A 13,072-nucleotide genomic window follows, 5' to 3' on the forward strand; every position below is an offset into this window, starting at 1 on the left:
CCCGCTCGCGTGTCGGGGAGCCGTCACGCCGGATCGGGCCGTGCGCGCCCCCGAAGCCGGAGCGCCGGGCGGCTCAGTGCGGGCAGTGCAGCAACGGCTTCGGCCCGCTGCGGTCGACGTCGTGCTCCGACATCGGATGCCCGCAGAGCGGGCACGCACGCTCGGTGCGCACGGGCTCGGGATCGGTGTCGTACGGACCGACCGAAGCGGGACCGGCAGCGCGGATGAGCCGGGCGTTGAGATACGCGTACCACCCGCCGGCCTCGCGTACACGGGTGCGTAGCGGCGGGCGGCGGGCAGGCTCGGTCATGATCTTCAGTGTACTAACGATTAGCGCAGATAGGATGCCGGTATGCCCTCCGCCGACGACCTGCTCAAGCTGGACGATCAACTGTGCTTCGCGCTCGTCACCGCGGCGCGGAACGTCGTGGGGATCTATCGCCCGATTCTCGAGCCGCTCGGCCTGACTCATCCGCAGTATCTCGTGATGCTGGCGCTGTGGGAGGAGTCTCCGCGTCCGCTCGGCGCTCTCGCCGGCGACCTCGCCATGGAGCCCGCCACCCTGTCGCCGCTGGTGAAGCGCCTGGAGACGCAGGGACTCGTCACGCGCGCACGACGTCGGGGCGACGAGCGGGTCCTCGACATCGGGCTCACCGATGCGGGGCGTGCGCTGCGATCCGACGCTCTGCAGGTGCCCGAGCGGGTCATGGCGGCGGTGGGGATGACCGTCGGCGAGGTGGAGGCGCTGCGCGACGGCCTCGCGCCCTTCGCCGGTCGGCGTCCGCGTTGAGCCCTCGCGTGTAGCGCATCGATGAGCCGAAGGCGAACCGCGGAGCCCGTGTCGGAGGCCCCACCTAGACTTGTGCGGTGCCCATCGTCCCCGTCGCTTCCTCCTCGAAACTCAGCGTCCGCGGTGCCCGCGTCCACAACCTCAAGGACGTGGATCTCGACATCCCGCGCGACAGCCTCGTCGTCTTCACCGGTCTCTCCGGCTCCGGAAAGTCGAGCCTCGCGTTCGACACGATCTTCGCCGAGGGCCAGCGTCGCTACGTCGAATCGCTGAGCGCTTACGCCCGGCAGTTCCTCGGCCAGGTCGATCGTCCCGACGTCGACTTCATCGAGGGGCTGAGCCCCGCGGTCTCGATCGACCAGAAGTCGACGAACCGCAACCCGCGGTCGACAGTCGGAACGATCACCGAGATCCACGACTACATGCGTCTCCTGTGGGCGCGCATCGGCGTTCCCCACTGTCCGGAATGCGGCGAGCGGATCCAGCGCCAGACCGTGCAGCAGATCGCGGACCAGCTGATGGAGCTTCCCGAGCGCACCCGTTACCAGGTCGTGGCGCCCGTCGTCTCGCAGAAGAAGGGCGAGTTCGTCGACCTCTTCAAGGAGCTCAGCGCCAAGGGCTACGCCCGGGCCGTCGTCGACGGCGACATCATCTCGCTCGCCGAGCCCCCGACCCTGAAGAAGAGCTACAAGCACGACATCGCCGTCGTCGTCGACCGTCTCGTCGCCGGGCCGGATCTTCTCGGCCGTGTCACCGACTCGGTGGAGACCGCCCTCACCCTCGCCGGCGGCGTCATCCAGATCAACTTCGTCGACGAAGAGGGAGACGACGCCTGGCAGAGCTTCAGCGAGAAGCTCGCCTGCCCGAACGGACACGCTCTGCAGCTCACCGAGATCGAGCCGCGTACGTTCTCGTTCAACGCGCCGTTCGGCGCGTGCCCGACGTGCTCGGGCCTGGGCACCCGCATGTCCGTCGACGCCGAGCTGATGCTCGGCGACGAGGACCTCTCGATCGCCGAGGGCGTGCTGCTTCCCTGGACCACCCAGGGCAAGGGGCTCTTCCAGTACTACGAGCGTCTGCTCGAGGGGCTCGCAGCCGACCTGAAGTTCTCGCTCAAGACCCCCTGGCGCAAGCTCCCCGCGGAGGTGCAGGATGCCGTCCTGCGCGGCGAGAACTACAAGGTCACGGTGAAGTGGAAGAACCGCTACGGACGCGAGATGCGTTACGCGTCGGGCTTCGAGGGAGTGATCCCGTACATCGAACGGCAGTATCTGCAGGCCGAGACCGACACGCAGCGGCAGCGCTGGTCGGAGTACCTCCGCGAGGTGCCGTGTCCCGCCTGCAACGGCGATCGGCTCAAGCCGGAGGTCCTGGCCGTCCTCGTCCACGATCACTCGATCGCCGACGTCGCCCGCCTCAGCCTCGCCGAGGCGCAGGACTACTTCAACCAGCTCGAGCTCACCGAGCGCGAGGCCAAGATCGCCGCCGCCGTGCTCCGCGAGATCCGCGCGCGGCTCGACTTCCTCATCGAGGTCGGTCTCACCTACCTCAGCCTGGGGCGAGCCGCCGGCTCGCTCTCGGGCGGTGAAGCTCAGCGCATCCGTCTCGCCACCCAGATCGGATCGGGCCTGACCGGCGTCCTGTACGTCCTCGACGAGCCGTCGATCGGTCTCCACCAGCGCGACAACCGGCGCCTGATCGACACGCTGGTCAAGCTCAAGAACCTCGGCAACACCCTGATCGTCGTCGAGCACGACGAAGAGACGATCGCCGCCGCCGACTGGGTCGTCGACATCGGGCCGCGGGCGGGCGTGGAGGGCGGCAATGTCGTGCACTCCGGGCCCTATGACGCACTCCTGGCCGATGAGACGTCGATGACAGGCGACTACCTCTCGGGACGTCGGGCACTCGAGACGCCCGCGAAGCGCCGGAAGATCGACAAGAAGCGGATGCTGACCGTCGTGGGGGCTCGGGCGAACAACCTCAAGAACGTCACGGCGGAGTTCCCGCTCGGCGTGCTGACCTCGGTCACCGGCGTGAGCGGGTCGGGCAAGTCGACCCTCGTCAACGGCATCCTCTACGAGGTTCTCGCCACCCGGCTCAACGGCGCGCGACGCGTCGCGGGCAAGCACACCCGCGTGACCGGTCTCGACAACCTCGACAAGGTCGTGCACGTCGACCAGGCACCGATCGGCCGCACGCCCCGCTCGAACCCCGCCACGTACACCGGCGTCTTCGACCGCATTCGAACGCTCTTCAGCGAGACGCCCGAGGCCAAGGTCCGCGGCTATCTGCCCGGTCGGTTCTCGTTCAACGTCAAGGGCGGTCGGTGCGAGGCGTGCTCGGGAGACGGCACGCTGAAGATCGAGATGAACTTCCTCCCCGACGTCTACGTCGACTGCGAGGTGTGCCACGGCAAGCGCTACAACCGCGACACGCTCGCTGTGCACTACAAGGGCAAGAACATCGCCGAGGTGCTCGAGATGCCGATCTCGGAGGCGGCGGAGTTCTTCGAGCCGATCCAGGCGATTCACCGCTACATGAAGACGCTCGTCGACGTCGGACTCGGCTATGTGCGGCTGGGTCAGTCGGCCACGACGCTCTCGGGCGGCGAGGCGCAGCGCGTGAAGCTGGCGACCGAGCTGCAGCGGCGGTCGAATGGCCGCAGCATCTATGTGCTCGACGAGCCCACGACGGGCCTCCACTTCGAGGACGTGCGCAAGCTGCTCGAGGTGCTGAACGGCCTGGTCGACAAGGGCAACACCGTCATCACCATCGAGCACAACCTCGATGTGATCAAGGCCTCGGACTGGGTCATCGACCTCGGTCCCGAGGGGGGTGCCGGGGGAGGAACGATCGTCGCGACGGGAACGCCCGAGCAGATCGCGTCGGCCGAGGACAGCCACACCGGCCGATTCCTCGCCGAGATCCTGGGAGCCCCAGCGGCGCGCAAGGCGGGCTGAGGTGGCGAACGTCCTGCCCTATCGGCCGAAGGCGGGGGAGATCCCCACCGACCCGGGCGTCTACCGCTTCCGTGATGCGGATGGTCGTGTGCTCTACGTCGGCAAGGCCAAGAACCTGCGCGCCCGCCTGTCGAACTACTTCGCGCCCCTGCACACCCTCCACGAGCGAACCCGGCGCATGGTCACGACGGCTGCCTCCGTCGAGTGGACGGTCGTGGCGACCGACGTCGACTCGCTGCAGCTCGAGTACATGTGGATCAAGGAGTTCGATCCGCCGTTCAACGTGCGCTACCGCGACGACAAGTCGTATCCGTTCATGGCGATCACCCTGGGTGACGAGGCGCCGCGGGTGATCGTCACCCGGAACCGGCGCATCCCGGGCGCGAAGTACTTCGGGCCCTACCCGAAGGTCTGGGCCGTGCACGAGACGATCGACCTGATGATCAAGGTCTTCCCGATCCGCACGTGCAGCGATTCGTCGTACAAGAAGGCGATGGCCGCGGGTCGCCCGTGCTTCCCCGGGCAGATCGGGCGCTGCGGCGGTCCCTGCTCGATGAAGGTCTCGATCGAGGACCACCGTGCGATGGTCGACGACTTCGTCGCCTTCATGTCGGGCGGCGACCAGCGTTTCGCGCGTGAGCTCACCGCGCGCATGCGCGAGGCCGCCGCGGCCATGGACTACGAGTCGGCGGCGGTCTATCGCGACAAGCTCCAGGCCATCGAGGCGGTGCTGAACAAGAGCGCGCTCGTGCTGGACGACGACATGGATGCCGACCTCTTCGGCATCGCCGAGGACGAGCTCGCCGCGGCCGTGCAGCACTTCGTCGTCCGCGGGGGCCGTATCCGCGGCGTCCGCGCGACGACGATCGAGAAGGAGATCGACATCGCCGGGGCCGATCTGATCGATCAGGTGCTCCAGCGCGCCTACGGTGACGCGGCCGCGGGCGACATCCCGCGTCACGTCTTCGTCCCGACCCTGCCCGACGACTCGGGCGAGCTCGAGCAATGGCTCCAGGAGCGTCGTGGCCGGCGTGTGACGATCCAGGTGGCCCAGCGCGGTCGCAAGGCCGACCTCATGCGGACCGCGAGCCTCAACGCCCAGCAGGCCCTCATGCTGCACAAGACCCGGCGTACGAGCGACTACGTCGCGCGCAGCCAGGCGCTGACCGACCTGCAGGAGGCCCTCGGCCTCAGCGAGGCACCGCTGCGCATCGAGTGCTACGACGTCTCCCACCTGTCCGGGACGAACGTGGTCGCCTCGCTCGTGGTCTTCGAGGACGGGCTTCCCCGCAAAGATCAGTACCGCATCTTCGGTGTGAACGAGACGACCGACGACACCGACTCGATGTACCAGGTGCTGACCCGACGGCTGGCGCACCTCGATCAGCCCGAAGACGACGAGGAGCCCATCCCCGACGCCACGGCCGACGGCGAGGTGGTGACCACGCGCAAGCGGCCGCGATTCGCTTATCGCCCGCAACTGCTCGTCGTCGACGGCGGCAAGCCCCAGGTCGAGGCGGCCAGGCGCGCCCTCGCCGACGCCGGACACAGCGAGATCGCCCTGTGCGGCATCGCGAAGCGGCTCGAGGAGATCTGGCTGCCGGGGGAGGAGTATCCGGTGATCCTGCCGCGCACATCCGAGTCGCTCTACCTGTTGCAGCGACTGCGCGACGAGGCGCATCGGTTCGCGATCGTGCACCAGCGCAAGCGCCGCAAGCGGGACATCACCTCGGTGCTGAACGAGGTGCCGGGGCTCGGGGCCGCGCGCATCAAGGCGCTGCTTCGGCACTTCGGGTCGGTGGCCGCGCTCAAGCAGGCCACGCCTGAGCAGATGCAGGAGCTGCCGGGCATCGGGCCGCGTCTGGCGGAGGCGATCCACCGCCACCTCGCAGCCGGATAGGCTGAAGGCCAGCGGACGACAGGGGTGATCACGGTGACCGACGCGGTACCGGCGGGCGAGATTCTCATCGTGACGGGCATGTCCGGTGCCGGGCGCACGACGGCGGCGAACGCGCTCGAGGACCTCGGCTGGTACGTCGTCGACAACCTGCCGCCGCAGATGCTCCGGCCGCTGCTCGAGCTCAGCGAGCTCGCCGGACACGCCCTTCCTCGCGTCGCCGCGGTGGTCGACGTCCGCGGCGGCGACCTCTTCGCCGCCCTGCCCGAGATCACCAGGGCGCTGCGACACGGCCGCACCCTGCGGGTGCTGTTCCTCGACGCCGCAGACGAGGTGCTGGTGCGCCGGTTCGAGGCGGTGCGCCGCCCCCACCCGTTGCAGGGCGACGGCACGCTGGTCGACGGCATCCGCCGAGAACGTGAACGCCTGGCGCCGATCCGCGAGAGCGCCGACGTCATCGTCGACACCTCTCGCGACAACATCCATCAGCTCGCGACCTACATCGCCGACCTGTTCGCCGACGCGGGGACGGCCCGGCACACCGTGACCGTGATGAGCTTCGGCTTCAAGTACGGACTGCCCCCCGACGCCGACCTCGTCGCAGACATGCGCTTCCTGCCGAATCCGTTCTGGAACACCGATCTCCGGGCACTCACGGGAGAAGACCCCGCAGTGCGCGACGAGGTGCTCTCGCACCCGGGCGCGATCGAGTTCATCGACGCCTACGCCGCGGCGTTGCAGCCGGTTCTGCGGGGCTACCAGGAGGAGAACAAGCGGCATTCGGTGGTCGCCGTCGGGTGCACGGGCGGTAAGCACCGCTCGGTCGTGACGGCCCGCGAGCTCACGCGTCGGCTCAGCGCGGTTCCGGGTGTGGCGGTGCGACTCAAACACCGCGACCTCGGTCGCGAGTAGGCTGTTCCTTCGTCCCCCGAACCCCTCCCGAAGGAGCGCCGTGCCGCTGACCGCTGACGTCAAGACCGAGTTGGCTGCGATGCGCGACCCTCGCCCCGCTGCCCGCGTCGCCGAGGTGACCGCCATCCTCCGCTTCGCCGGTGGGCTCCACTCCATCGCCGGCCGGGTCGCGGTGGAAGCCGAGGTCGACTCCGAGATCCTCGCGCGCCGGGTGGCGCGGGAACTGGTCGAGATCTACGGCGTGCGACCGGAGCTCGCCCGCATCCAGGCCTCGGGTGGTCGAGACGGCGCGACGTTCGCCGTCCGCGTCCGCGAGGGCGGTGAGACGCTCGCCCGCCAGACCGGCCTCCTCGATCAGCGTCGTCGTCCGGTCCGCGGCCTCCCGAACAAGCTGACGACCGGCTCGCGGCCCGACCTCGCCGCACTGTGGCGCGGCGCGTTCCTCGCCGCCGGCTCGCTCTCGGACCCCGGTCGTTCGGCTGCGCTCGAGATCTCCTGCCCGTCGCCCGAGGCCGCCATGGCGCTGGTGGGCGCCGCGCACCGGCTCGGGATCGTCGCGAAGGCTCGCGAGGTCCGCGGCATCCCGCGCGTGGTCGTGCGCGACGGCGAGGCGATCCGGCAGACCCTCGCCGAGATGGGGGCCACCCGCACGGCCGACACGTGGGACCAGATGCGCCAGCGCCGCGAGGTGCGCGCCGGTGTCAACCGTCTCGTCAACTTCGACGACGCCAACCTCCGCCGCTCCGCACAGGCAGCCGTCGCCGCATGCGCGCGCGTCGAGCGTGCCCTCGAGATCCTCGGCGACGAGGTGCCCGATCACCTCAAGCAGGCGGGCGACCTGCGTCTGGCGCATCGCGACGCGAGCCTCGACGAACTCGGCCATCACGCCGACCCGCCGCTGACGAAGGACGCGGTCGCCGGACGCATCCGGCGCCTGCTCGCCATGGCCGACAAGAAGGCCGCCGCCGAGGGACTGCCCGACACCGAGTCAGCCGTTCCCGCCGGGCTCGCCGACTGATCCCCGCCCGCGTTACACAGCGTTCCGGCCGGGAAGCAACGGGGTGACCCCCGTGTTGGGTTCTCAATAGGATGAACCCGTCCACGAGGTGCGCGCTCGCGCGCCTTCGACAGCACGAGCCGCGCGCCGCGCGGTGCTGATAGGAGATACAGAATGCCGAAGTACACCCTTCCCGAGCTCCCTTACGACTATGCGGCTCTCGAGCCGCACATCAGCGGCAAGATCATGGAGCTGCATCACTCCAAGCATCACCAGGCCTATGTCACGGGCGCCAACACCGCCCTCGAGCAGCTTGCCGAGGCCCGTGAGACCGGCAACCTGGCGAACGTGAACAAGCTCGAGAAGGACCTCGCGTTCAACCTCGGCGGTCACGTCAACCACTCCATCTTCTGGACCAACCTCTCGCCCGAGGGCGGCGGCGAGCCCGAGGGCGAGCTCCGCGCGGCGATCGACGAGTTCTTCGGTGGCTTCGACAAGTTCCAGGCCCACTTCACCGCCGCCGCGACCGGCATCCAGGGCTCCGGCTGGGCCGTGCTCAGCTGGGACCCGATCGGCGCGCAGCTGATCATCCAGCAGCTGTTCGACCAGCAGTCGAACACCGCTCAGGGCACCGTCCCGATCTTCCAGCTCGACATGTGGGAGCACGCCTTCTACCTCGACTACCTCAACGTCAAGGCCGACTACGTCAAGGCCGCGTGGAACATCGCCAACTGGCAGAACGTCGCCGAGCGCTTTGTGACGGCGCGCGAGAAGACGGCCGGCCTGCTCGCGTAGTAGGGTCGTAAACAGGTGAGGATGCCGGGCTCCTCCCGGCGACGGGAGCAGATCCCGGCATCCTCTTCTTTTTCAACAGATCGCGTTTCGGTCACCCAGCACGGGCTTCGCCGGCGCGACGAGAAACGGGAGACATCGTGTCTGTCAAGATCGGCATCAACGGCTTCGGCCGCATCGGACGCAACTACCTCCGCGCCGCCCTCGCTCAGGGCGCGGACCTCGAGATCGTGGCGGTGAACGACCTCACCGACAACAAGACCCTCGCGCACCTCCTCAAGTACGACTCGATCCTCGGACGCCTGGACGCCGAGGTCACGTACTCGGAGGATTCCATCACGGTCGGCGGCAAGACCATCAAGGTCTTCGAAGAGCGCGACCCCGCCAACCTGCCCTGGGGCGAGCTGGGCGTCGACATCGTCATCGAGTCGACCGGCCGCTTCACCAAGGCCGCCGACGCCGGCAAGCACATCACCGGCGGCGCCAAGAAGGTGCTCATCTCGGCCCCGGCCTCGGGCGAGGACGGCACCTTCGTCATCGGCGCCAACGAGGACCAGTACGACCCCGAGAACCACAACATCATCTCGAACGCGTCGTGCACCACGAACTGCCTCGCGCCGCTGGCCAAGGTCCTCAACGACAACTTCGGCATCGTCAAGGGCCTCATGACGACGGTCCACGCGTACACCGCCGACCAGAACCTGCAGGACGGCCCGCACAGCGACCTGCGTCGCGCCCGCGCCGCCGCGCTCAACATCGTCCCGACCTCGACCGGTGCCGCCAAGGCCATCGGTCTGGTGCTCCCCGAGCTCAAGGGCAAGCTCGACGGCTTCGCCCTCCGCGTGCCGGTCCCCACCGGTTCGGCCACCGACCTCACGGTCGAGCTCGAGCGCGAGGTCACCGTCGACGAGATCAAGGCCGCCTACAAGGCCGCCGCCGAGGGCCCGCTCAAGGGCATCCTCAAGTACACCGAGGACGAGATCGTCTCGAGCGACATCGTCACCGACGACCACTCCTGCATCTTCGACGCCGGTCTGACCCGCGTCATCGGCAACCAGGTCAAGGTCGTCGGCTGGTACGACAACGAGTGGGGCTACTCGAACCGCCTCGTCGACCTCACCGAGCTCGTCGCCAGCAAGCTCTGACGTCCATGGCTCTGCGAACCCTCGATTCGCTGGGCCCGCTCGCAGGCAAGCGCGTCATCGTCCGTGTCGACTTCAACGTCCCCCTGAAGGACGGAGTCATCACGGACGATGGCCGCGTGCGTGCGGCGCTGCCCACCATCGACCACCTGATCGGCCAGGGAGCGCGCGTGATCGCGTGCTCGCACCTCGGCCGTCCCGACGGTGCTCCTGACGCGAAGTACTCGCTCGCCCCGGTGGCCCAGCGACTGTCCGAGCTGCTCGGCAAGCCCGTCGCCTTCGCCGGCGACACCGTGGGGGAGTCGGCGCAGCAGGTCGTCTCGGCGCTCGGCGACGGAGACGTCGCGGTCATCGAGAACCTGCGTTTCAACGCGGGAGAGACCGCGAAGGACGAGGCCGAGCGTCGTGCCTTCGCCGAGCAGCTCGCCGAACTCGGTGACGTGCTCGTCTCCGACGGGTTCGGCGTCGTGCACCGCAAGCAGGCGTCGGTCTACGATCTCGCCGAGATCCTGCCGTCGGCGGCCGGCTTCCTCATCGAGAAGGAGGTCGACGTCCTCGACCGCCTGACCGAGAACCCGGAGCGCCCGTACGCGGTCGTGCTCGGCGGATCGAAGGTGAGCGACAAGCTCGGCGTGATCGAGCACCTGCTGCCCCGCGCCGACAAGATCCTCGTGGGCGGTGGGATGCTCTTCACCTTCCTCGCGGCCCTCGGCCACAAGGTCGGTAAGAGCCTGCTCGAGAGCGATCAGCTCGAGCGGGTCACCGGCTACATCGAGACGGCGAAGGAGCGCGGGGTCGAACTGGTGCTCCCCGTCGACGCCGTCATGGCCTCCGGTTTCGCCTCGGACGCCGACCATGTGGTCGCCGACGCCGATGCGCTGGAGGACACCCCGTACGGTGCAGACGGCATGGGGCTCGACATCGGGCCGCGGACGGCGGAGCTCTTCGCCGATGCCATCCGCACCTCGCGGACCGTGTTCTGGAACGGACCGATGGGCGTCTTCGAGATGCCCGCCTTCGCCGCCGGAACCCGCACGGTCGCTCAGGCGCTCACCGAGGTCGACGGCCTCTCGGTCGTGGGCGGCGGCGACTCCGCGGCCGCGGTGCGTCAGCTCGGTTTCGCCGATGAGGCTTTCGGCCACATCTCGACGGGCGGCGGGGCGTCGCTCGAATTCCTGGAGGGCAAGAAGCTCCCCGGTCTGGAGGTACTCGGATGGGCATGACCCGTCTCCCGCTCATCGCCGGCAACTGGAAGATGAACCTCGACCACCTGCAGGCGGTCGCGTTCGTCCAGAAGCTGCACTGGACGCTGAAGGACGCCAAGCACGAGGAGGACTCGGTCGAGGTCGCGGTCTTCCCGCCCTTCACCGACCTGCGCACCGTGCAGACGCTGCTCGATGCCGACAAGATCGCTTTCGCCCTCGGTGCTCAGGACCTGTCGACGAAGGACTCCGGTGCCTACACCGGCGAGGTGTCGGGCGCGTTCCTGAAGCAGCTCGACTGCCAGTACGTGATCATCGGCCATTCCGAGCGGCGCGAGTACCACGCCGAGACCGACGAGGTCGTGGCGGCCAAGGTCCAGGCGGCGCTGCGTCATGGGTTGGTTCCCGTGATCTGCGTGGGCGAGACCGCGGAGGATCTCGAGAAGCACGGTGCCTCAGCGGTGCCGGTCGCGCAGCTGCAGGCGGCCCTGGCCGGTGTCGCCGCCGAGGCCGACATCGTGGTGGCGTATGAGCCGGTCTGGGCGATCGGCTCGGGCCAGGCGGCGACGCCGCAGCAGGCGCAGGACGTCTGCGCCAAGCTGCGCGAGGTCGTGGGCTCCGCTCTCGGCGCCGACGCGGCCGCGCGCACCCGCGTGCTGTACGGCGGTTCGGTGAAGTCGTCGAACATCGCAGGTTTCATGCGCGAGCCCGACGTCGACGGTGCACTCGTAGGCGGAGCCAGTCTCGTCGCCGACGAGTTCGCCGCGATCATCCGCTACCAGAAGCACGTCGGCGTGTGACCTCGTACGGCTCGGTGACCTTGGTGGTCGCCGAGCCGTACGTGTTCGCGCGCGACCGCCGGATATACTTGACCCTCGTGCGATCGGAACGATCGCCGGAAAGGTGACGACCACCGTGCAGATCCTCGAGTTCGCGCTGCAGGTGCTGCTGGGCATCACCAGCCTGCTCCTCACGCTGCTGATCCTGCTCCACAAGGGGCGCGGCGGCGGCCTGTCCGACATGTTCGGCGGCGGCATGAGTTCCGCGATGGGGTCGTCCGGTCTGGCCGAACGCAACCTCAACCGGTTCACGATCGTTCTCGCCCTCGGCTGGTTCATCTCGATCGTCGCGTTGGGCCTGATCACGAAGTTCTCGGTGCTCTGATGGCAACGGGAGGAAACGCGATCCGCGGCACTCGCGTCGGCGCCGGACCCATGGGCGAGCAGGACCACGGACACCACGCCGACCGTGTGTCGGTGTCGTACTGGGACGCCCTCGGCAACGAGACGGTGCGCTACTTCGCCGCCGGCATCTCGGACGACGAGATCCCGGAGACGATCGACTCGCCTCACTCGGGCCTGCCGGCGGGACGCGACAAGGCCAATCCGCCCGCGGTCGCCAAGAGCGAGCCGTACAAGACCCACCTCGCCTACGTGAAGGAGCGCCGCACCGACGAGGAAGCAGAGCAGCTCCTCGACGACGCACTCCAGCAGCTGCGGGAGCGACGAGGCCTCAACTGAGGGTCTCGCGACAGCGAAAAGACGGAAGAGCGGATGCCGTGGCATCCGCTCTTCCGTCGTTTCCGGGCCTGCGCGACCCGGTGTCAGTACTGATCGTCGATCAGCTCGGGTGGTACCTGGGCCGCCGTCGACTCATCGGTGAAGAGAATCGTCCGCCGCGTGCCCTTCGCCCCCGCAGCCGGAACGCTGTGGTAGCTCGCACCGGCGAGGGCGAGGCCCAGGGCGGCCGACTTGTCGGGGCCCGCGAGCACCATCCACACCCGCTTGGATGCGTTGATCACCGGACGCGTGAGCGTGATGCGCTCGGCGGGGGGCTTGGGGGAGTCGTGCACCGGGGTGACGGCCTCGTCCGTGATGCGGATCTCGGGCCGGTCAGGGAAGAGCGAGGCGATGTGGCCGTCGGGTCCGACCCCGAGGAAGCAGATGTCGAACACCGGCCAGGCAGTGTCGTCGCTGCCGAATCGGGCGAGCTCGGCTTCGTACGCGGCGGCCGCCGATTCCGCATCGGCGGATTCGTCGGAGGCCGCGATCGCATGGATGTTCGCCGCGGGCACCGTGATCGCGTCGAGGAACGCGCGGCGCGCGACAGCGTCGTTGCGGTCGTCGCTGCCCCTCGGAACGAATCGCTCGTCGACCCACCAGAAGTGGACGTTGCTCCAGTCGACCGACCCGAGGTCGGCGTGCGCACCGACCTGCGTCAGCACGTCCCCGATGATGACCCCGCCCGCGAGGCCCACGTGCACGGTGCGTCCGTCGGCACCCCACTTCGCGACGCGGTCGAGGAAGCGGGCGGCGACGGCTCGGGTGAGCGTCTCCGCATCCGCGCTGATGACGACGCGCTTCTCGGCTGTCGCCAC

13 protein-coding genes are annotated in these 13,072 nt (G+C 68.7%); 11 read left to right on the plus strand and 2 right to left on the minus strand.

The genetic code is table 11. The features are described from left to right. Positions 1 to 73: 73 nt before the first annotated feature. Positions 74 to 310, minus strand: a complete 237-nt coding sequence (locus tag HW566_RS14620) for a hypothetical protein (RefSeq protein ID WP_178014087.1) — start codon at positions 308 to 310, stop codon at positions 74 to 76. Positions 311 to 352: 42 nt separating this feature from the next. Between HW566_RS14620 and HW566_RS14625 the strand changes: the two genes are divergently transcribed. The 11 genes from HW566_RS14625 to HW566_RS14675 all read left to right on the plus strand — a co-directional run bounded on the left by HW566_RS14625 (position 353) and on the right by HW566_RS14675 (position 12,215). Continuing rightward, positions 353 to 790 carry a MarR family winged helix-turn-helix transcriptional regulator gene (locus HW566_RS14625; protein WP_178014089.1) on the plus strand — a complete coding sequence of 146 codons (438 nt, stop codon included), beginning with the start codon at positions 353 to 355 and terminating at the stop codon, positions 788 to 790. A 77-nt stretch (positions 791 to 867) separates the two neighbouring features. Beyond that, on the plus strand, positions 868 to 3,753 hold the full coding sequence (gene uvrA / locus HW566_RS14630) for an excinuclease ABC subunit UvrA (RefSeq protein WP_178014091.1): 2,886 nt from the start codon (positions 868 to 870) through the stop codon (positions 3,751 to 3,753). 1 nt (position 3,754) lies between these two features. Then, entirely contained in the window at positions 3,755 to 5,653 is a 1,899-nt protein-coding gene (gene uvrC, locus HW566_RS14635) for an excinuclease ABC subunit UvrC (RefSeq protein ID WP_178014093.1), read from the plus strand. A 78-nt stretch (positions 5,654 to 5,731) separates the two neighbouring features. Next, positions 5,732 to 6,562, plus strand: a complete 831-nt coding sequence (gene rapZ / locus HW566_RS14640; RefSeq protein WP_256728970.1) for an RNase adapter RapZ — start codon at positions 5,732 to 5,734, stop codon at positions 6,560 to 6,562. A 40-nt stretch (positions 6,563 to 6,602) separates the two neighbouring features. Then, positions 6,603 to 7,580 carry a DNA-binding protein WhiA gene (gene whiA / locus HW566_RS14645; protein WP_178014097.1) on the plus strand — a complete coding sequence of 326 codons (978 nt, stop codon included), beginning with the start codon at positions 6,603 to 6,605 and terminating at the stop codon, positions 7,578 to 7,580. Positions 7,581 to 7,733: 153 nt separating this feature from the next. Further along, the gene (locus tag HW566_RS14650; RefSeq protein ID WP_120262937.1) at positions 7,734 to 8,354 is read left to right on the plus strand and encodes a superoxide dismutase; all 621 of its coding nucleotides are present in this window, start codon (positions 7,734 to 7,736) and stop codon (positions 8,352 to 8,354) included. Between the two features lie 137 nt (positions 8,355 to 8,491). Further along, on the plus strand, positions 8,492 to 9,496 hold the full coding sequence (gene gap / locus HW566_RS14655) for a type I glyceraldehyde-3-phosphate dehydrogenase (RefSeq protein ID WP_178014099.1): 1,005 nt from the start codon (positions 8,492 to 8,494) through the stop codon (positions 9,494 to 9,496). A 5-nt stretch (positions 9,497 to 9,501) separates the two neighbouring features. Then, on the plus strand, positions 9,502 to 10,716 hold the full coding sequence (locus HW566_RS14660; RefSeq protein WP_178014100.1) for a phosphoglycerate kinase: 1,215 nt from the start codon (positions 9,502 to 9,504) through the stop codon (positions 10,714 to 10,716). Further along, positions 10,707 to 11,495 (plus strand): triose-phosphate isomerase, encoded by a 789-nt coding sequence (tpiA, locus tag HW566_RS14665; RefSeq protein ID WP_178014102.1) that lies wholly within the window; start codon positions 10,707 to 10,709, stop codon positions 11,493 to 11,495. Before HW566_RS14660 ends, tpiA begins: the two co-directional genes overlap by 10 nt. A 115-nt stretch (positions 11,496 to 11,610) precedes the next feature. Beyond that, positions 11,611 to 11,859 (plus strand): preprotein translocase subunit SecG, encoded by a 249-nt coding sequence (gene secG, locus HW566_RS14670; protein WP_178014997.1) that lies wholly within the window; start codon positions 11,611 to 11,613, stop codon positions 11,857 to 11,859. Beyond that, positions 11,859 to 12,215 (plus strand): RNA polymerase-binding protein RbpA, encoded by a 357-nt coding sequence (locus HW566_RS14675; protein ID WP_178014104.1) that lies wholly within the window; start codon positions 11,859 to 11,861, stop codon positions 12,213 to 12,215. The genes secG and HW566_RS14675 overlap by 1 nt, the downstream gene beginning before the upstream one ends. An 83-nt stretch (positions 12,216 to 12,298) precedes the next feature. Here HW566_RS14675 and pgl read toward each other — a convergent pair whose 3' ends face one another. After that, a complete protein-coding gene (gene pgl / locus HW566_RS14680; protein WP_178014106.1) occupies positions 12,299 to 13,072 on the minus strand; it encodes a 6-phosphogluconolactonase in 774 nt (257 codons plus the stop codon).

The sequence above is a fragment of the Microbacterium oleivorans genome (assembly GCF_013389665.1).
GTDB lineage: Bacteria > Actinomycetota > Actinomycetes > Actinomycetales > Microbacteriaceae > Microbacterium > Microbacterium oleivorans_C.

What these genes read in the sequence shown, in the direction of transcription:
- HW566_RS14650 (WP_120262937.1), top strand. Translation starts at nt 7,734, where the DNA reads ATGCCGAAGTACACCCTTCCCGAGCTCCCTTACGACTATGCGGCTCTC.
- HW566_RS14620 (WP_178014087.1), bottom strand. Translation starts at nt 310, where the DNA reads ATGACCGAGCCTGCCCGCCGCCCGCCGCTACGCACCCGTGTACGCGAG.
- HW566_RS14675 (WP_178014104.1), top strand. Translation starts at nt 11,859, where the DNA reads ATGGCAACGGGAGGAAACGCGATCCGCGGCACTCGCGTCGGCGCCGGA.
- rapZ (WP_256728970.1), top strand. Translation starts at nt 5,732, where the DNA reads ATGTCCGGTGCCGGGCGCACGACGGCGGCGAACGCGCTCGAGGACCTC.
- HW566_RS14625 (WP_178014089.1), top strand. Translation starts at nt 353, where the DNA reads ATGCCCTCCGCCGACGACCTGCTCAAGCTGGACGATCAACTGTGCTTC.
- HW566_RS14660 (WP_178014100.1), top strand. Translation starts at nt 9,502, where the DNA reads ATGGCTCTGCGAACCCTCGATTCGCTGGGCCCGCTCGCAGGCAAGCGC.
- tpiA (WP_178014102.1), top strand. Translation starts at nt 10,707, where the DNA reads ATGGGCATGACCCGTCTCCCGCTCATCGCCGGCAACTGGAAGATGAAC.